The 19,441-nt window shown below is 48.3% G+C and carries 13 protein-coding genes and 1 riboswitch; of the genes, 5 read left to right on the top strand and 8 right to left on the bottom strand.

Annotation, left to right across the window (positions count from 1 at the left end; all coding sequences use genetic code 11):
- Positions 1-321: 321 nt before the first annotated feature.
- The 4 genes from IEY34_RS20380 to IEY34_RS20395 form a co-directional block, all read right to left on the bottom strand.
- The gene (locus tag IEY34_RS20380) at positions 322-1,197 is read right to left on the bottom strand and encodes a carbohydrate ABC transporter permease (protein WP_189014568.1); all 876 of its coding nucleotides are present in this window, start codon (positions 1,195-1,197) and stop codon (positions 322-324) included.
- An 18-nt stretch (positions 1,198-1,215) separates the two neighbouring features.
- Positions 1,216-2,184: an ABC transporter permease gene (locus IEY34_RS20385; protein WP_189014570.1), complete on the bottom strand. Its 969-nt coding sequence runs from the start codon at positions 2,182-2,184 to the stop codon at positions 1,216-1,218.
- 106 nt (positions 2,185-2,290) lie between these two features.
- Entirely contained in the window at positions 2,291-3,946 is a 1,656-nt protein-coding gene (locus tag IEY34_RS20390) for an extracellular solute-binding protein (protein ID WP_189014572.1), read from the bottom strand.
- Positions 3,947-4,093: 147 nt separating this feature from the next.
- Complete coding sequence (locus tag IEY34_RS20395; protein ID WP_189014574.1) at positions 4,094-6,406, bottom strand: helix-turn-helix domain-containing protein; 2,313 nt, start codon at positions 6,404-6,406, stop codon at positions 4,094-4,096.
- Positions 6,407-6,617: 211 nt separating this feature from the next.
- Between IEY34_RS20395 and IEY34_RS20400 the strand changes: the two genes are divergently transcribed.
- On the top strand, positions 6,618-7,286 hold the full coding sequence (locus IEY34_RS20400) for a TVP38/TMEM64 family protein (protein ID WP_189014576.1): 669 nt from the start codon (positions 6,618-6,620) through the stop codon (positions 7,284-7,286).
- Positions 7,287-7,461: 175 nt separating this feature from the next.
- Positions 7,462-8,472 (top strand): LLM class flavin-dependent oxidoreductase, encoded by a 1,011-nt coding sequence (locus tag IEY34_RS20405; RefSeq protein ID WP_189014733.1) that lies wholly within the window; start codon positions 7,462-7,464, stop codon positions 8,470-8,472.
- Between the two features lie 3 nt (positions 8,473-8,475).
- Here the strand turns inward: IEY34_RS20405 and yxiS are convergent, their stop codons facing one another.
- The gene (yxiS, locus tag IEY34_RS20410; RefSeq protein ID WP_189014577.1) at positions 8,476-8,787 is read right to left on the bottom strand and encodes a protein YxiS; all 312 of its coding nucleotides are present in this window, start codon (positions 8,785-8,787) and stop codon (positions 8,476-8,478) included.
- 75 nt (positions 8,788-8,862) lie between these two features.
- Here yxiS and infC point away from each other — a divergent pair, with 75 nt between their 5' ends.
- A complete protein-coding gene (gene infC, locus IEY34_RS20415; RefSeq protein WP_189014579.1) occupies positions 8,863-9,348 on the top strand; it encodes a translation initiation factor IF-3 in 486 nt (161 codons plus the stop codon).
- A gap of 36 nt (positions 9,349-9,384) precedes the next feature.
- Here the strand turns inward: infC and IEY34_RS20420 are convergent, their stop codons facing one another.
- On the bottom strand, positions 9,385-10,170 hold the full coding sequence (locus tag IEY34_RS20420; RefSeq protein ID WP_189014581.1) for a C39 family peptidase: 786 nt from the start codon (positions 10,168-10,170) through the stop codon (positions 9,385-9,387).
- Positions 10,171-10,324: 154 nt separating this feature from the next.
- Positions 10,325-10,410, top strand: a riboswitch (cyclic di-GMP riboswitch).
- An 81-nt stretch (positions 10,411-10,491) separates the two neighbouring features.
- Here IEY34_RS20420 and IEY34_RS20425 point away from each other — a divergent pair.
- Together IEY34_RS20425 and IEY34_RS20430 are read left to right on the top strand one after the other, a co-directional pair.
- A complete protein-coding gene (locus IEY34_RS20425; RefSeq protein WP_189014583.1) occupies positions 10,492-12,846 on the top strand; it encodes an EAL domain-containing protein in 2,355 nt (784 codons plus the stop codon).
- A 17-nt stretch (positions 12,847-12,863) separates the two neighbouring features.
- Positions 12,864-14,111, top strand: a complete 1,248-nt coding sequence (locus IEY34_RS20430) for a M48 family metallopeptidase (protein WP_189014585.1) — start codon at positions 12,864-12,866, stop codon at positions 14,109-14,111.
- 83 nt (positions 14,112-14,194) lie between these two features.
- Here the strand turns inward: IEY34_RS20430 and IEY34_RS20435 are convergent, their stop codons facing one another.
- Both IEY34_RS20435 and IEY34_RS20440 read right to left on the bottom strand, forming a co-directional pair.
- Positions 14,195-17,266, bottom strand: a complete 3,072-nt coding sequence (locus IEY34_RS20435; RefSeq protein ID WP_189014587.1) for a chondroitinase family polysaccharide lyase — start codon at positions 17,264-17,266, stop codon at positions 14,195-14,197.
- A gap of 1,002 nt (positions 17,267-18,268) precedes the next feature.
- Positions 18,269-19,414 (bottom strand): conserved virulence factor C family protein, encoded by a 1,146-nt coding sequence (locus IEY34_RS20440; protein ID WP_189014589.1) that lies wholly within the window; start codon positions 19,412-19,414, stop codon positions 18,269-18,271.
- Positions 19,415-19,441: the final 27 nt, after the last annotated feature.

Raw genomic sequence — 19,441 nt, forward strand, 5'->3', positions numbered from 1 at the left:
TGTAAATATAAACCTTATTATAAATTTTTTTGAATTTCCTCCTAGTCGGCATGTGCTCCGTAAAGGTGAATCAGCCGCTAAGGAGCACAATGCCTTATCATGTCATATATTTTGCAAAGCTTCTGGCAAATTCAGCGTTTTTCGTGGAAATAAGACCCTGTAGTTCCGCTAATACCCTAGCATCCCTGCTATTTGCCTATATAGCGTCCTCTAGTTCCCTTAACAGGTTTTGTCGCTACTAAGAGGCTGATCTCTCAGGGCGGCGAAGCCGTTCTTCTTTATGGCTGATATTCGTTTGATTTAATTCTTCGACAGATTTCGTTACCCCTTGATCGCGCCAATCATAATACCTTTGACGAAATACTTTTGCAGGAAAGGATATAAGAGCAGGATGGGAGCTGTTGCGACAATAATTGTGGCGTATTTGATCGTTTCTCCGATGGGCATCTTATCGGCACCACCGACACCCGTCGTCATTGACTCGGTACTATTCGTGATCAAGATTTCTCGTAAGATGAGTTGTAGTGGATAAAGGTCACGGGTTCTTAAATAGATAAGCGCGTTGAACCAGGCGTTCCAGTGGGAGACCCCATAGAAGAGAACCATCACTGCGACCACGGGCATGGAGAGCGGAAGGATAACCCGGAACAGAATCGTAAAATCATTGGCGCCATCCAGCTTGGCGGATTCCTCTAAACTCACAGGAACGGCTTGGAAGGAGGTACGCATAATAATTAAATTGTAGGCACTCATAGCAGTAGGAATCAGTAAAGCCCAGCGGGTATCTACCATGCCCAAGTCGTTAATGAGCAGGTAAGTTGGAATCAAGCCGCCGCTAAAAAACATCGTAAACACGATCATAAACATGACGGGATTTTTCCACATGACGTCTTGTCTGGAAAGCGCATAAGCGCCAAGCGATGTCATAAGAATATTCAGCGAGGTACCGAGTATCACGTACAGGATGGTGTTCAAATAACCGGTTATAATGGAGGGGTTTTTGAACACCATGATATAGGCTTCCCAATTAAATCCCTTTGGGTACCAGATCAGCCCGCGGACTTGTACGATCCAAGCTGGATCGCTCAGAGAGGCGATTAGAACGAACAGAAATGGATAGAGTGTAACTAAAGATAGCAGGATCAAGAAAATGGAATTAGAAGTGTCAAAAATGCGTTCTCCCCAACTTCTACTCATGATGGTTGCAGCCTCCTTTTACCAAAGCTTATTATCACTGGTGCGTCGGCTTAGTGTATTGGCCAGAACGAGCAGCGTGAAATTAATGAGGGAATTGAAGAGTCCGACAGCCGAACTGTAGCTGAAGTTTGATTCGAGAATCCCTTTGCGATAGACGAATGTCCCAATGACATCGGCAGTTTCATAGGTGGTTGGGTTATATAAGAGCAATATTTTGTCGGCGCCGATAGTCATGAAATTTCCGATTTGCAGAATAAGCAGAATGACAACCGTGGACATGATACCCGGGAGGGTAATGTTAAAGGTTTGCTGCCAGCGATTGGCACCATCTACTCTGGAAGCTTCGTATAAGGAAGGATCAATGCCTGACATGGCTGATAAATAAATGATGGAGCCCCAGCCTACATTTTGCCAAATATTCGAGGACACATAGATGGACCGGAACCATCCACTCTCCTGCAAGAACGTGAGCGGCGTAAAGCCGAACCAGGAATTTAGGATATTGTTGATTAACCCGTCACGGGCCAAGAAATCAACGAGCATGCCTGAGATAACAACGATGGATATAAAATGGGGCATATACGTTATCGTTTGGACGGCTCTTTTGAGGAACCTGCTGCGCAGTTCATTCAGCAATAGCGCCAAGATGATGGAGGCAGGAAAGGAAAACAGCAAATCATAAGAGCTCATTAACAGGGTATTACGTAAAATACGCCAGAAGTAGAAACTGGAAAAGAAGTCATGGAAATGTTTGAATCCAACCCAGGGGCTATGCAAAATGCCGATACCCGGTGCATAATCTTTGAAAGCGATTTGCAGTCCATACATCGGGACGTAATAAAAAAGGATGTAGTAGACGACTACAGGAAGCAGCATGATATAGACATATTTATTGATTTTGGCATCGCGGATAAAACGATATGTGAACCCGCTCTTATTGACTGCCGGCTTCACGGAGCCGGTCTGTTCTTTGAGTGTTGTGGGCATTGCCTGGCCCTCCTTCAGCTATTGAGTCGGTGAAAATGGGTGCAAGAAGACGCCACACGGCGAGGAATCTTGTTTCCTCACCGTGAGTCAGCGTCTAACGGTATCCTTATTTGCGAGTGTTGAAGCGATCCAAACCAGCTTGACGTGCTTTAATAGCTTCTTCGATGCCCATGCCTTTCATCGTTTGCACATACTTGTCGAAATTCTCGATTGGTTCCCCATTCATCACGAATTTATTGAACATTTCATCCCGATATGTCTTCACATCGTTCATGATGGAGGCTGTCTTCGTGCTTTCATCGGCTGTTAAGCTGATGCCAGGCATTTGTTTCGTATGATCGGCTGCCGTCCATGCTTTTTGAGCATCACGTTGTGCAGGGATCGTATAGTACTGCTCAATGTAGCGTTTATCCTGAACAAATGGACCGCTCCAGCTTGCTTGGAAATATTTGGCCATAGCTTGCGTGATTGGCAGTTTATCCGGGTTGTTCATAATGAGGTCGGTATATTTCGGATAGCCATTCTCCATTTTGTAGCTTTCGCCTTCAATACCGAAGTTCATTAACAGGGCGCCTTCTTGACTATATTTGTAGTCAAGCCATTTGATGATTTGATCCGGGTTTTTGGCTTGAGTAGAAACAGCAGCGCCATACCCTGTGAAAGGCATTGTATATTGCCCAAGCGAAGCCGCAGCGCCTTCTTTTAATTTAGGATAAGGAGCCCCTACCAAGGAGAAGCTTGGCGTGGTCGGTTGAACCAAAGATAAGTAACGGCCAAGACCGGAACCTGCATATCCGGAGTAGGCACCTACCTGGCTATTGGTGATTTTGGCATCTTTCAGCTTGGCATCTGTAATGCTTGCATAATCTTTGTCAATGAGGCCAGCTTTGTACCAACGGGCCAGTGTAGCTAGAAATTCTTTATATTCAGGCTGAATAGGGCCATACTTTACTTTGCCTTTGTCGTTATAGAAATCGGTTGTAATCCCCCATGCTCCGACGAGGAGATTGTTGGTATCGAAATCGCCGCTTAAATTCATATAGAAAGGGATTTCGTCTTTCTTGCCATTGCCGTTCGGATCTTTATCACGGAACGCTGTTAATACGGTTTCCCACTCAGGGATGGTCGTCGGTACTTTGAGGCCCAATTTATCCAGCCAATCTTGACGGAAAATAGGTCCATTGACAACACTCAACTGCTCGTCTCCAAGCAAGAAAGGCATCACATAAATATTGCCTTCATCCGTTGTAATCATTTTGCGGAATTCTGGATGATCTTTCAGCACTTTCGTTAAATGGGGTGCATTCTTCTCAATCAGTTCATTCAAACGAAGAATTTGTTTCCCTTTAATGAGTGAATCTGGGCTTTGGGCAGTCGATTGCCCCATCCCGGATGCGAAATTGTACTCAATTACGTCAGGTAAGCTGTTAGAGGCTAACATGATATTGAATTGATCTTTTTCTTGACCCGTTGGTGGATGTTGAAATTCTACCTTAGTGCCGGTTTTCTTCTCGATCTCTTTGTAGGCGGCCATCTCATTGTAGTTTTTCATCACAGCGGCCGCATTGCCGTTCATAGGAACCCAGTACTTGAAGGAAGTAGGATACTTCACCTCCGGGACTGCAGAGGATGCTGCGCCTGTGGAAGTTCCTGTTGCTGCCGGGGATGGCTTAGCCGTTTCGCTGCTGCATCCTGCAAGCAACAAAGAGAGAGCTGTAGCTGTGATCACGGTAAACTGAATCGCGCTTTTTTTTCTGTTCATGCTTGGGTGACCCTCCTGTGCATATTGTTTTACGGTTATCGCTGTCCGCAATTTCAATATAGAAGAACAGACTCCTGCTGCCTACAATACGTTCTAATGAAGGATAAACACCGCTTCAGATCAAGGATAAACCAGTTTTCATACCCTCTAACTGTCTTTCAGATTATCGCTTCTTTGCTGCATTTCGCGGTATTTCCCAGGCGTAATTCCTTCCATTTTCTTGAAAACGCGAATGAAGCCAATATCGGTCGAATAGCCGACTTGCTCGGCAACTTGCAGGATCGTCATACCTGGAACCTCGAGCCAGCGCTTCGCTTCTTTCATCCGCACCTCAATCATATAGTCGGTCACGTTAATGCCATATTGTTTCTTGAACAATCCGGACATATACTGCGGTGTCATTCCAAAATGTTCAGCGATGGAAGTTAAGCTAAGGGAGTGATCCCCGTAGTGCTCATCAATGTAGGTCTTCATTCGTTCATTCCAACGTTCATTATGCTCGGATCTAGCCTCCTGAACGCTGTTGCAAATAAATAAACACAGTTCTTTCACTTTTTTCAGCATATCGTCAGCCGAGGTGCTGTTAATAATCAGTTTGACAGGGTCGGCGGCACCGACCTGCCATTGCTTCTCGTCAATTTTGAGCGCATTCGTTACTTTCAGCACCGTTGACAGCAAGTTTAGAAATAACAGCTTGCCTAGTTCAGGTGTCGTGTCGCGCGTCCCCATATTGTGCTTGTACAGTTCGTTAAGCAAACGTTCGACTTGGTCATATTCGCCGCTTTTGAGACAATTGATGATCTGTGCCTCGATTTCCATCGGATAGTGATAGTACGTTCGTTCCTGGATACGGATTTCATTGTAATGAATGACGGAGCTGATTCCATGAATAATCCGATAATCAAGGGCGTTGAGAGCCTCGTTGTAGCAGCGTGAAGCTTCCAGTCTGCCGCTTTGGAAGGAACTGGTTGCGATGGTGATCTTCATCCGAAAGCGACCCTCGATGATGTCTTTGAGCTCGGTAATTAACGCATCGCGATTGCGGATTGTTTCCTCAGAATCATCTGGGACATTCAGGAGCAGCGCTAAGCGATTGCTGTCGGTCTCTGTGACATAACCGGAATTGCCGATCAATTCGCTGCTTAAATTAAACAGAATAAAACGCACAAGGGCGCGATCACGATCGCTCTCTTCCATTCGGAATTCGTTGCTGTCATCGACTTCAACGAGAATAACGCCAAGATAAGGATGAGGCAGATCTACGCCCATGAAGGCAAGGGAGTCATCGGTGATCTCCGCTTGTTCCACTTCGCCTTTGAGCAGCCTTGTCAGAAAAGTCGCGCGTACAACGGGAAGATGCCCTGCTAATTGCTGTTCAAGCGCTTTGCCTTCAGCAACGGACTCGGCAATGGAATTGCGGATGAATTCGTATTCGTTCGCAATGCCCGGACGCGGATCGCTTTTTCCTTTATTCAGGCTATAAACGAGATCGCGAATCGGGCTGTAGCTGCGATAAGCCATCCAATAGGCTGCCGCGCTTCCTGCTGCAACAACAAGTACCAGCAAGAATAAGGCCCATGTCTTCATTTCGTTGACGCGTTCCAACACAACGCTCTTCGGAACGAGCGATATATATTTCCAACCGCTTTTACCGGTCGTATAGGAAAGCATTTGCGGTTTACCTTCAACATCATAGCTTTTGTACCCATTGGAGTTCTCGGTTTCTGCGAGCAAACTAGGGGATAGCTTGTACTGGCTGCTAGTAGATACGATCACTTGGCCTGTCGCATCGAGGATAAACATGGAGCCGCTGTTTACCCATTGAATACCTTTCAATAGATCGAGGATTTGCTGCTCGTTGATCAGCATAATTAAGGTGCCTTCCACATTGCTGCTCTCTCCTAGAGGCAGAGATATGGCGCTGGCGACAACATTTTTGGTTGTTTGATCTGGGCTTGGTGCTGACGTCGGCCAATAGCTTAAATAGTGATAGCCGGTTAGAAGTTTAGAACGGACTTGATCCAAGCTCATACCTGGAAGAGGATATAGAGTGGTGAAAAAGGTAGTGGCGTCCGTTTTTAAATTCGGGGAAATAACGGTATCTTCGTTACGCAAATAGATGTAGAAATCATCAACAAAAGGAGAGCCATGGCGTACCGTTTTTAACGCGCGGACGGCTTCCTCATATTGGATATATTTTTCACTGTCTTTGAGGGTCCATAAGGTTTGAAGTTTCGGTTGGGTGGCAATTTGGATGCCAAGCTGTTCAAGTTCTTGCAAATTGCTGTCCACGACCTGACGAGCTTGTTCCAGCATAGCTAAATTCGAGCGGTTGGCGTTGTCCACCATGCTTTTCTCCATATTCGTATAAAGGACGAAGGTGCCTGAAACAGGAATGAGCAAGATGAGAATATAGGACAGCCATAACGTCAAGAAGATGCTTTTGCGTCGCAGCAGCATGTGAAATTCCTCCAGTAGATGCGAAATAGGCAGAACGGCAAGGAATAAAGTTCGGAAAATAATGGACAGGAGATGGGAGCAGTTTATCATATCTGTTCTTTGCCATCAATGGTTTCCTGCGTGTTGATATGTGCCACCAGATTTGTGTAAGATGGAAAGCATATACAGGGCGTCGAAGAAGTTACTTTGTTCGGTACAGAGGAGGGGAGCCATGGCGCGTTCGAAGTCGCTTTGGGTGCTGGTTGGCTGGTTTCTGGCCGCCGGAGCTGGACTGCTTATTTTGAAATGGACCGGCGTTTGGGATGAACTGGATTTGGATGGCATCACCGAATGGCTGCGGGAGCTGGGGCCGATCGGAGGTCTGCTGTACATCATTGTCTATACGCTTCGTCCTTTGGTGCTGTTTCCGGCCACGCCGTTAACCTTATATGGGGGCTATGTCTTCGGTGCCTTCTGGGGAACCATCTACGATATCATTGGAGCGGGAGCGGGTGCGCTGCTTTCCTTTTACATCACGCGCAGGTGGGGGCGCAACAGCTTCCAACGCATACTTAAAAGCAAAAAGCTGTTATCGTTTGATCAAAAGGCTGAGGAGAAAGGGTTCATGGTCGTTCTCTATATGCGGCTAATGCCTTTCTTTCCCTTCGATGGCATCAGTTATGGAGCGGGTTTATCAAAGATCCGTTTCTGGGATTATACCTGGGGCACCTTGATCGGCATCATTCCGGGCGCCGTGGTATACAACGTATTTGGCGCGTCTCTGCAAGAGATCGGATCGGTAAAGTTTTATGCAGCGGTTGGCATGTATGCTCTGTTTGCGCTTATCCCTCTGCTATTCAAGAAGAGACAGCAGGGTGAGAAAGCAAAGGATGCAGCGTAAATAAAAATGCTGTCATAAAGCCAGTCGTCTGCCATACACTTTTAGTAAGCAACAATGTGGGATGCAGGATACGGATGTATAAAGGACAATGCCTTTAGGGGTTTGTCCTTTTTCTTTTGTTGGCTGTGCGTTGTATAATCAAGATTGGTAGATGATTTAGAAAGAAGGTATGGATGTGCTGAAGCTAAGTATCCTTGATCAATCACCGGTTTCGTCCGGATATACGCATAGCGATGCGCTGCAACAAACGATCGCGTTGGCGCAAGCTGCTGATCGTCTCGGCTACACCCGATTCTGGGCGTCGGAGCATCATAACTCCATGGGGCTTGCAGGTTCATCGCCGGAAGTGCTGATCTCCAGCTTGGCTGCCCGTACGAGCCGCATCCGGTTTGGTTCCGGCGGCGTCCTGCTGCCGCATTACAGCGCCTACAAGGTCGCTGAGAACTTCCGCATGCTCGAGGCGCTGTATCCAGGCCGCATCGACCTTGGCATCGGGCGTGCGCCCGGAGGCACGCCGCATACGGCCAAGGCGCTGCGCGGCGTCAGCGCGGATCTGTTCGAGGGACTGGAGCGGTTCCCCGCACAAGTCACAGATCTTCTCGGGTTCCTCACCGACTCGGTGGAACCCGGGCATGTGTTCGAGGGCATCCGCGCCACCCCGTTGGTGGCCGGAGTGCCGCAGGTATGGCTGCTCGGCTCCACCGGGCAGAGCGGGGTTTACGCTTCGCAGGCAGGCGCAGCGTTCTGCTTCGCGCACTTCATTAACGGAGCGGGAGGGCAGCAAGCGGTGCGCAGCTACCGCAGCTCGTTCCGACCGTCCGCGCTGAACGTCGTGCCGCAGGCGACAGTTTGCATTTATGTGCTGTGCGCCGAGACGCAGGCGGAGGCAGAGGGGCTTGCCGCTTCCCTCGATTTGCGCATTCTGCAAATGGAAAAAGGCGAATTCACCGGAGTGAAGTCGCCTGAAGAAGCTGCAGATTATGGATACTCGGATTGGGATCAAACCCGAGTACAGGACAATCGGTCGCGTATGATCGTAGGCGACCCAGGGCATGTGAAGCAGCAGCTGCTGAGTTTGGCGGAAAGCTACCAAGTCGATGAAGTCATGATCGTTGCCGGCGGTTACCACTGGGAAACCAGACTGCGGACGATTGAGCTGCTAGCCGATGCCTTCAACATGAAGTAGTCATTATTCCCGTCTTGATCTCGGGCGTTTCTCTATTTCCTGTGTGACGATGAACGCGAGCTCCTCGTTGCCGAATAACGACAAGACACCCAGCACCGTATCGTCAGGAACTTCACCGGCTTCCTCTCTAGGAACGGTCAGTTCGAGTGCTTTCTGCAAAGACTCATTGTTCGGTTGATCCGGGTAAGCGCTATGATAAAGCGCGGCAGGATCCAGTTGGTGATTAATGCACCACTGAGCAAACACAAGAATCATCATATGCTCTTCACGCTTGTAATTTTCAATCATTTGCTCTTCTAATTCTTTGTTGTTCATAAGTACATAAACAGCTCCTTAACCAGCCTCATATAGGGATGGGTTCATTATAGCGAAAGATTAGGTGTATTCACAATGATTAAGAATGAGAAAATCAAAGCATCCGAGGTTCATCTTACAGGACTGCATGGCGAAGATTTGGGCACGATGCCCACGAAGGAAGCTCTTGCTCTGGCGAAACAGCTCAAAGTGGATCTCATCTGCACGTCCTTGATGAGCAGTCCGCCGCCTTGCAAGCTGATCGGCTCCGGCCAAGCCAAGCAAGAGGCGCTTCAGGAGAAACAGCAAGCCCGCAAAAAGGATCAGCCGCTCAAGGTCAAGGAGCTGCGCCTAACGCCGCATATTGAGGATCACGACCTGGATACCAAAAGGCAGCAAGCAGAACGAATCCTCAAAGCTGGAGATGCCGTCATGCTTGTCGTGAAAATTTCCGGCAAAGAAGGGGCCAAAGCCAAAGAATTGCTTGAGAACCTGGTGAAAGATCTAAGCGCAAGCGGGCGTAAACAAACAGGTATACAGCTTAGTGGCAAGCAGGCTGCGGTACAACTAGATCCGCTATGAAAAAAGCATGGACAAGCTCAGATTCACTGAACTTGTTCATGCTTTTTTGTTGATGATAATTGCCTGTGAGCCCATCTGTTCCCACGCATATTTGAAGTCTGCTAACGCGTAAGATTCCTGCCGGCCAGTCATAGGATCGTTCATATACGCATAGTCAGCATCCCAGCTAGTCAGGAGCAAGGCATGTTCCGGTTGATACCACTCAACAAGTTCGCCTTCCTCGTCCTGCCACTCCAGGTCCAGATAAGGAGCATTCATATGTTCGGTTGCCCAAACCATAGCGGGATTCCCGCCAGCGACGACGCTTAGCAAATTCTCAAATGAAGATTCGGAAATATCCTTCACCTGCCCAGGCAGCAACCCATCCATTAACTTGGCCAGTGGTTTGTGATAAATCCCGTATCCCGCTTGATAAGGATCGCCAACGAAGACATCTTTGGGATTGCCGCCAATAAAGGCGCCATCTTCATTTTCATAAGGCATGGGGCCTCTAGGCAGTTTGTCCGCCATCTCTTCTTTGGTAATAGGAAGTCCAGCCCAATTAAGCAGCATCGTTGCGGCTACCGCCTCACAGCCATTCGGAAGCTCAGGCAGCTGGGAAAGAGCAGGGATGATCCTGTTGTCTTCTGCTTCTTCGGGAGTGGGCGTTGGGAGGATGCTTGGTGTAGGTTGCATGACGGGGAGGGCATCCATTCGTACTTCGGTTTGAGGCTCAATTGCTGCTATAGCCGATGTATGCTCAGTAGCTGGTGAGGTCATCTTGGCATAAGCGATATCAAAGATGGAGAAAAGTACAAGAAAAATAAATAACCATTTTTTCATCGTTGTTTCACTTTCGAATTCATCGTTCTTTCCATTACACCATGTGAAACTTGTAAAAGCAATCCTGTCCACTAACATTGACGAAAAATACGTTCGCATGATATAAAGTTAATAGGAATAAAGTCCCAGAAGTAATGAAAAGAATATTCCGTAAAAGAGATAAGGGCAAACTTGATGAAAGTCAAGGACGCAAAGCTAGAGGGGCTACTCGATTTTGTCGAATGCCAGCCAGTTTCCGCTTTTAGGTGATCAAGAAACCTTCAAGCAAGGTTTCTTTTTTTTGTTGGATGGAAAAGTACGAAATGATGAGGAGCCTTCTCCATGCTAATAGTTGTGATATCCGCATTGCTTTATGCTATACCGATGTTGCTCTTGATTCGTATGGCGTTGGAAGTATACAGACGGAATCGGTACAGTTCGCTCAATAAGATAGCGGCGATCAGCTTTCTAGTAGCGATTATTCCTTACATAGGGAACTTTCTAATCAGTTGGGTACCAGCTTCCTATACCTATCCAATTGTGCTAGGACTGATGGACGTCCCCTCCTTTTTTCTGATGTGTTTTATGGTTCATTTCGCTTTAAGGCTAACGGGCAGATTTCGAAAAATGTCGAAAATATCAGTGTTTTTGTTATGTTATGGGTCTTTAGTACCAAGTGTTGTTTTGCTGCTGCCGCTTTCCTGGTTTTCCGTCGAGCTTATTCATCGGGGTCCCTGGGAAATAGATAAATGGAGTCGTGGCCTTCAATTTCTAACTTTAGGTACAAGCGTATATGCGATGTCCATTTGCCTGATGTTGCTCCTAGTTGGTTTCCGTTATGTAAAACGGTATGATTTACAATTGAAACGCAAACAAATCCGCATCATGTGCATTGGCTATGTAATGACTTATCTATGGGGCGTATTTTTTTCAGTCTTTGATGAAGCGCATGACCTCTTGAACACGATTAATTATCCGGATCTTGCGATGCTTTCTATGCTCTGGTTTGGTTACTTTCTGCGTTATGCGGTAATGAAATACGATTTCTTGCCTTCTATCAATCAAAAGTATCAGATGCTGTATGATCTTTCCCCAGTCTCCATTATCGTGGTGAATCAGGAGGGGATCATTGTGGATTTAAATCCTCAAGCGGCGCAGCTATTAGAATGCTTACCGAACGAACTGATGCTGGAGCCTATTGGAAAGTTCGTTGGAGAAGAGAATACGATGAGCGGAGGGGCTTATTACCAAACACTGCCTGTGGAATGTTCCGTCATTACAAGGAGCGGCAAAGTGAAATCGGTAAAAACAGAGAGCCATGATATGATTTGGCGAGGAGACCCACTGCATTATGTGCTTCTGACGGAAATGAAACAAGATGTTGCAGCGGATGATAAAGTTCAATATCTGGTTGAACATGATGCTCATACCGGACTCTTGAACCGAGGTTCCTTTCTTTATCATTTGGAAAATTATTTGGTTAATGACAGTTTTCAGGCCTTCGCCGTCATCCTGCTCGATATGGATAAGTTCAAACAAGTGGATGCTGCGCTTGGCTACGGTGCAGGAGATTCGCTGCTAAAGCATATGGCTGATTTGATACAGCAAACAGCACCGCGAAGTGCGCTAATATCACGAATAGGCGAAGATGAGTTCGCTCTAATCGTTCCTGCAATAAGTAACCAGCAAGAACTTGAATCATTAGCTCAAAGCCTATTGGATGTATGCAACCATGTATTTCATTTTGATGGCAAAGACCTTGCTGTCACCGCAAGCATGGGGATTTGCCTTTCACCGCTTCATAGCAAACATGCTGAAGATCTGATGCAGTATGCAGATATGGCGATGTACGAAGCAAGAAGCAAAGGGCCTGGTGATTTCGTTATCTATGAACCCTCCCTTCGACAAGTGGAGCAGCACCGCTATCTGCATAGCCTAGGCATCAAAAAAGGCATTGATGAGGAGGAATTCGTGCTTCACTATCAGCCTCTCATTGAAATGCAGACAGGTCACATTATCGGGGCGGAGGCGTTGATACGCTGGGTAAGACCAGGCATTGGCTTCCTGCCTCCTGATGCTTTCATGCTTGCTGCTGAAGATGATGGGAGCATTTTGGAAATCGGCTACTGGGTGTTGAACAGAGTCTGTGAACAACTGAAAGGCTGGGAGCAGGAAGGATTGTCCCCATTACCAGTCTCTGTGAATTTATCGAAGCGGCAATTTTTGGATCCCCATTTTCTGGACAGGCTAGAGGAGGTGCTTGAACGAACGAAAGTACGACCTGCTCACCTTTGCTTGGAGATCAAAGAGCAAACTGCGCTGCTTGACGTCTACCTAACATGTCAAATTTTCGAAAATATTCAGAATTATGGGGTCAAGCTTAACATCGATGACGTGGGAGCCGGCTTTCCCTCCGTATTCTTGCTGCATAAGCTGCCTTTCGATGCTGTAAAACTGGATCCAACGTTCCTCCGGGATATGTTGAAGAGTGAAATGGATCAAGCTACTATACATAGATGGATTGCCTTGTCGCATAGTCTAGGGAAAAGAGTCATTGCCAAGGGTGTGGAGGAATTCGAACAGTGGGAGCTGTTATCTCAGCTAGGCTGTGATGAAATTCAAGGCTATTTCTTAAGCAAACCGCTGGATGCCGGGAATATTGTCCGATTCATGAACCAAAAGCTGGCAAGTGTCTAACTTGGTGGAGGTAGTCAATGAAACGTCTGTATGTAGGGCTAATCGCGATATTTGCTGTCTATGTGTTAACTTTTGTTGTGTATTTGTTAAAAGGGGATTTATTTCATATTCCGCTTGAAATGGTAGGCACGCAGGCAGATCCGCATACCTTCATGACGAATGAAGAAATCGCAAAGGCAGAATCGTTATCCCGGATACGCTCACTGGCTTACTTTGTAAGTTCTCCACTGCAAATCGGGTTAACCCTCGTTCTGCTCGGTGCTGCGGTTAGATTCCGCAATGGCGTGGAAAAGCTGTTCAGAGCATCATTTCTGCAAATGGCTGCTTTCGTTCTTTTGTTCAGTCTCCTTATGGACGTGCTCTTCCTTCCGGTAGATCTCTTCCTGTATCGAATGGATCGGGCATACGGGATTTCGACCGAAACACTAGCTATCTTTTGGAGTGATCAGGGCAAAGATTTTGTAGTGAATCTTCTGGGTACGATTGTGATGGCAGGCTTATTTAGATGGCTGCTTCGAAGAAGCCCCCGGCGGTGGTGGATAGGGTTCTGGTTCATCTCGATACCGATTATTTTATTTATAACCTTTATCCAACCCGTTGTGCTGGATCCTCTGTATAATGACTTCCAGCCGCTTCAGAACCAGGCTTTGAAACAGCAGATTTTGCAGCTTGCTGCACAGTCGCATATTCCTGCTGATCAGGTTTACCAAGTGAATATGTCAGAACGGACTTCAGCGATCAATGCCTATGTCAATGGGATCGGAGGAAATGCGCGTATTGTCCTCTGGGATACGATGCTGCAGAAGCTGCAGCCGGACGAAATATTAACGGTAATGGCTCATGAGATGGGACATTACGTTGAGCGTCATATTTATCTGGGCCTCCTTTATGGGATTGCGCTTAGTTTTGTAGGATTTTGGCTTGCTTCTCTTGCCTATCGTTTCTTTATACGAAGATGGGGAAGCATATGGGGGATTAAAGGGGAGCAGGATCTGGCAGCACTGCCTGTGTTGTTGCTAATTGTTACCCTAATGAGCTTCGTATCGGCTCCTGCCCAGAATGCTTTTTCTCGCGAGATTGAACACAGAGCTGATGTGTATGCAATGCGAATGACTGGCGACGGCAGCGCGGCGATTCGCGCATTTCAGCAGATTGCCAAGGTTAACCTGAGTCCTGTTACACAACCTAAGCTGGTGCAGTGGTTTCGGGGTTCGCATCCGACGATTATGGAGCGGATTCGTTATTTTGAACAGTTTGATCATTAATGTAAGTTTGCGACGCCACAAGGAAAATAAAAGGCCTGCCCGACAGCTCATGTATCACATGGCTTAGGGCAGGCCCTTTGTGTTTATTTCACTAGCGTGATGTCAATCGACTTACCGTGTACGGTGTCGAATTCTACGGTCGTTGTCGTCCCGCTGGTGCTGATTACGCGTGCTTCGTTGCTAGCGGCTTTCAAACGCCATTTGCCGTTTAGTATGAGCGTGTCCTTCTTCATTGCGCTCGGAGTCAGCTCTGTGGCAATCCGCAGATCGGGATCGGCCACGCTCAGCACGGCTTCTTTCGTACTTATTGAATGAACCATCGCTATAATCGGGTCACTGCTGCTTCGAATCAATCCCTGATTGACCGGCACACTGCTGTTAAATATGGCGTAACCGGTCATATCCTTGCCCGGCTCCGTGTTTTTAACAACATGGGCATTACTGTTTTTTTGCAGAACGGTGTATTGCGTGTTGTTCGCGAAATTGGCCGTCCCTTGGGCGCCTGCTGCTATCTTGATAGCATATTCGTAGCCAGCAGATGCCGGAGCAGTACCATGATTGATATAGGCCGTCGTGTAATTGCCGGACGTATTTTTAGTGCCCGCGTTGTTCATGGAATTTTGCACCCCGCGCGTAATCACAGTGCCGGAAGCATTTGGCAGCACATATCCGTTGCCGTATGGATCGACGATCCAGGCCGGAGTTGGACTCGTGATCGTACTCGTATACGTCGCGCTGACAACAGGTGTTGTAGAATTAAACCAAAATGGCATCGAGGTGCTGGGCATGTAGGATTGGAACAAGGTGGTTTCCGTATTGTGCGCGGAATCCGTATTTTGAATATCCGAGCCTAAGCTGACTATTTTATCGCCAAAAAAGAAGACCGATTTGTTCGCGCGCAAACTTGGATCAAATATGGTATCGTGCAGTTTCATGGCGAAAACACCGTATTTGTTTTGAGAGGATACGCCTCCTACGAATTTACTGTCCGAATAAGAGTTCATCCGACCGTTAGTCAAAGCAAGTTCAGTAAGTGACAAGTGCTTCACCGTCGTACCTGGCCAGCGGCTCCAATCCCAACCGTTTTCTACATTTATCCCACTTTCGACAATTCCCGACGTCAGTCCATTCTGCAGGATTTGCATATTGCCGTAACTTTGATATCGGCCGTATATATTTTGATTGTCAGCGGCTTCGAAGTCCCAGGCATAGTAGCTCCAACCTTTAATCCCGACCAGACGGTCATTAATTCGGTTAACGGCCATTGCGCCATACGGCATGACCCAGAACCCTTGCGGATTTGCCTTCGCAGCGAAACCTTCCGTCGCCAGATTGTCAGCGAGCTGCAGGCCGCCGAGCGTGTCCAGATACTCAACGCCGTACGAGTCGGATGTTCGGAAAAGGCCTTGCAGCACTTTGGATTGCGGGTCCCACAGTCTCATGAAAGTGGAGGCGAGCTCCGTGTCTATTGGAGTTTTCGCCATAGCTAGATAGGCGTAGCCCTGCAGGCTTGTAAGCGGGCTGGTAGCAGCGGGGAAACGTCCGGTCGCACCGACGGGCATAACATATTTATTGGATGCCAGCTCCAGTGTGAGCAGTGCTTTTTTGATATTATTGAATACGCTGTCGGACAGGGCGTAAGGGGTTCCGCTCAGGAAGTAAGCGATCAGGGCTGTGGTGTGTATCGCATGATCTCCATATGCATTCAAGTACACTCCCTGATGATGGAAAAGCGTCCCGTCAGGCTTGATTGTATCAGCGAGTCCAGGCGCAATTTGGAGCGCTTGCTCATACAAGCCGACCAGGCCCTTCATGTACTGAACCTTCTTCGGCGTATTATCCATGCCCAGAACATAAAGCAGATCGTACATGAATTTGGTTCGCATTTCGTCCGCTGTCGTTTCCACATAGACGGAGTTGTCGAACGTTTTGCCGAAATTGGCGTACCAGAAGATCGTGTTCAGCTCCCGATTGAAAATCCCTGCCGCCTTCAGCTCATTGCGCATGAGATAAACAGCATGGAAATACCCGCTGTTGTTGTTCGTTTCATGATCCTGCGTGCCGATCGAGCTGCCTTCGGCCCACCCTTGGTCGTTCATATAATCGAGCACGTCGAGCACCTTTTGTTTGCTTGTCGCATTGCCGTTGATCTTGTAATCCAAGACGAGCGGCAGCAGCACGGTTTTGCTAACATTGTCGCCAAATTTGGGCGAGTGCGGGTCAGCGTTGGCATACAGTGCCTCTCCGGTAATGGAGCCACCGGGGTGTCTGACGATATGCAGCGCATTGTAAGCGGCAAGTCCATTGCGAATGAATTTTTGGAGGCCGTCATAACGCGCTTTCAGGGGCCCGCTCAAGTTCGCATACTGGAGCGCATCGCCGTAAACCCACTTCTCGTACTTGGTTGAGATCGCATTGAACCCGTCGGTTTCCTGCTGCGTAATGGTCGCTGGCAGCGGGATCGTTGGCTGCTGTTGGCTGTAGTAGTAGACATTATCCCATGTGCTGCCGCCAACGCTAATGCCGGGTTTAGGCATTTGATAATCAGCCGACCTTCTCTGAACCATAGAAGGCGAAAATTCCAGATTGTCGAAATATAGACTTCCCGACGGCACCGATGCGGGCGGAACGATCTGCATCGTCTCAAGCGCTTCGTTCAGATTTTGCGTATAGGCCGGATTCATGCCCTCTGCTCTGAACCTGACCCAGACGGCCCGCCATCCCTTGAAATTCAGATTCACTTTGAAGGTGTAGTGAAAGATGCCGCTGTTGATTTCGGTGGTTTTGCCGAAATTGAATGTCACTTGATCATTAACCGGATTCTCGTTGTAAATCCATAGTTTCATACCGCCATTTGTGACATTCGCCGTCGCCAGATTGGCAGGCTGCGTGTCGCGCAGCTTGGAACCGTTCGACCACGTCCACTGCATGGACTGACTTCCGTGTTTGTAATGTTTGCTGGACAGCATCTTGGTGCCGCCGTTCTCCACGCTCCAGGTCGAAGGCAGCGCAGCCGCCTCGAAGGATTCCGTCTTGGAGTAATCGTCCGCAGCGAACGTTCTCTCGGGAAATGCTTCCATGCTTGATGCGGCAAGAAGCGCCGCAGCCAGAAGCCGCATGCCATGTTTCCTTCCTTGTAATACGGTTGTGCCCATCAAAAATTCCTCCTTAGTTTTTTTATGATAAAGGCTATCTTCGTCGAGTGGAACAGGGTACATTCCTTCGAAAATGAGCCTCTAGTCATCCGACTTGAATTCGCTCGTGCAGATCAGTCCCCTTCGCAATAAGATGTACCTTGATTATCGCAGAAAAATTTGGATTTTGTTGTAAAATATATGAAATTATAAAAAAATAAGTATTTTTGCCTATAATTAGTTCGTTTGTCCTAGGCGCTTAAAGATAGAAAATGCCCATTTAGGCTCCGGGGATAAGACTGTTAATCTAGAATAATAAGCTTTAGCGAAATTTATAGCTGTAGCCATAGATTCCGACCGGGGAGAAGCTCCCACTATGCGAGACTGCAAGAGGCCCATGCAATTGAGCATGGGCCTCTTGATATTATTGTAAATGTTATTTCATACTGGGTGTGTATCCATATTCGGAGTGTCTGCGATAATGGAGCTTATTACCTGCTGGATCATCAAAATAAGACCAACTGGAGATGCTTATTTTTTGAATAGCTGCTGTTTTCGAGACCTAGTTCCCTCTAGGGCTAAAACGCTCATATTGGATGAGTTAAATAGAAGATTGGGAGAAAGCTGGAAGTAGCAGAAAGGTAGAGTAGCTGGATGATTTGGGCGATGCGGCAACACGTCACGCGAAAGGGAACTACATGAATGATTTAGGCGAAGCGGCAGCACGTCACGCTAAAGGGAACTACAGTGCGCTATTATAGCAAAAAGTGTCATTCTCGATAGCTAGAGGGAACTACAGTGCGCTATTTTGCTTTTTCATGGGAAATCCAGCGCTTTTCGAGGAAATAAGACCCTGTAGTTCCGCGTATACCTTAGCATCGCTGATACTTGCCCAAATAAGGTCCTGTAGTTCCGTTAATAGGATTTGTCGCTAATATGAGGCTCATCCCTCGGGGCTGTGAAGCCGGGTTTCCTATGTGAAGCATGCATTCTTATGTGGATTATATATAAAGTGGTTAGAAATTAGTCGTTTCTACGTGTCATTTGCTGCCACACGGAACCTTCTGCGGCGTGACCGCCTTCGATGCGCTCCAAGGCAATTTTCACTTGCATGCGGACTTCAAATTCCGGATCATCACCGGCTTCATGAAGGTCGCCCAGCACGGTGTTGTCGCCAACTTCGTACAAGAAACGTGCTGCGCGCCAGCGGACCAACTTGTTGCGGTCCTTCAATGCCTTGGCCATTGCCGGCATGGCGGCAGGGTCGCCGATGTCGGACAGCGTATCGCCAGCCGTCCGTCGAACAGAAGCGGTAGCGTCCTCTAGCGCACGATACAGATAAGGCAGCACCTCGGGTTCCTTAATATCCCCGAGGTAGACGGTCGCCAGTCGGCGGATCGACGTGTTCTCGTCCTGCAGGGCGTGGACGAGCAGGGCCAGCGTCTCCAGCGACGGCTGGATCTTCTGAAGCGCGGCGTAGCGCTGCTTCCAGTCGCTGTGACGCAGCTGCGCGGCGGCTGCGTCTAAGTCCAGCGCCTCTGCGGCGGTTTCCTCCGCAGAGGCTTCCGGGGTCTCCTGCATCGCGAGGGAGACCAAGCTTTCGACGCGGGCGTCGTCGTAAGAAGCGTCCAGCTCCTGGACGACTTCGCCCGCGATGTCCTTGAGCTCGCCGTAGCGCACGCCGAGCTCTTCGAGCTTCCGCTCCTTGATCAGGTTCGGCGATGCCGTACCTGCGCGGACTGCGGCTTCGGTGAAGCGCTCCGGCATCGCCGAGCGCACTTCTTCGCCGCCTGCGCGAACCCGCACCTGGAGCGGGATGCCGCGGAACATCTGCACGAGGACTTGCGCCTCTCCGAAGGCCGCGTCAGCCTGTGCCTGCTCTGGCGGCAAGCCGCCATCCGCAGAAGGCTGGGCTTCGCCGAAAATTTCACGTGCTCTGGCGAGAATAAACTGCCAGTCCCCTTTGGACGTCCGATCGGCGGCAATGAAATCAGCGGCATGGAAGACGCTGATTACGCCTTGAACGGCGAGCAGCTGCTGAATAGCTTCCGGGGCTTCTGCCAAATTAGCTTTGGTATACGTTTTTCGTACGCTGGCTGGCAGTGACTCGTCCATATTCAGTTTCATCGAATTCGGGCTGGGTGTAGGTTCTATGGATATAATTTTCAAGTGGAACAACTCCTTCACGAAGAACAT

This window comes from Paenibacillus marchantiophytorum (assembly GCF_014640555.1).
Classification (GTDB): domain Bacteria; phylum Bacillota; class Bacilli; order Paenibacillales; family NBRC-103111; genus Paenibacillus_E; species Paenibacillus_E marchantiophytorum.

Coding starts and splice junctions, on each gene's coding strand:
- IEY34_RS20380 (WP_189014568.1), bottom strand. CDS start 1,197: ATGAGTAGAAGTTGGGGAGAACGCATTTTTGACACTTCTAATTCCATT.
- IEY34_RS20385 (WP_189014570.1), bottom strand. CDS start 2,184: ATGCCCACAACACTCAAAGAACAGACCGGCTCCGTGAAGCCGGCAGTC.
- IEY34_RS20390 (WP_189014572.1), bottom strand. CDS start 3,946: ATGAACAGAAAAAAAAGCGCGATTCAGTTTACCGTGATCACAGCTACA.
- IEY34_RS20395 (WP_189014574.1), bottom strand. CDS start 6,406: ATGCTGCTGCGACGCAAAAGCATCTTCTTGACGTTATGGCTGTCCTAT.
- IEY34_RS20400 (WP_189014576.1), top strand. CDS start 6,618: ATGGCGCGTTCGAAGTCGCTTTGGGTGCTGGTTGGCTGGTTTCTGGCC.
- yxiS (WP_189014577.1), bottom strand. CDS start 8,787: ATGAACAACAAAGAATTAGAAGAGCAAATGATTGAAAATTACAAGCGT.
- infC (WP_189014579.1), top strand. CDS start 8,863: ATGATTAAGAATGAGAAAATCAAAGCATCCGAGGTTCATCTTACAGGA.
- IEY34_RS20420 (WP_189014581.1), bottom strand. CDS start 10,170: ATGAAAAAATGGTTATTTATTTTTCTTGTACTTTTCTCCATCTTTGAT.
- IEY34_RS20425 (WP_189014583.1), top strand. CDS start 10,492: ATGCTAATAGTTGTGATATCCGCATTGCTTTATGCTATACCGATGTTG.
- IEY34_RS20430 (WP_189014585.1), top strand. CDS start 12,864: ATGAAACGTCTGTATGTAGGGCTAATCGCGATATTTGCTGTCTATGTG.
- IEY34_RS20435 (WP_189014587.1), bottom strand. CDS start 17,266: ATGGGCACAACCGTATTACAAGGAAGGAAACATGGCATGCGGCTTCTG.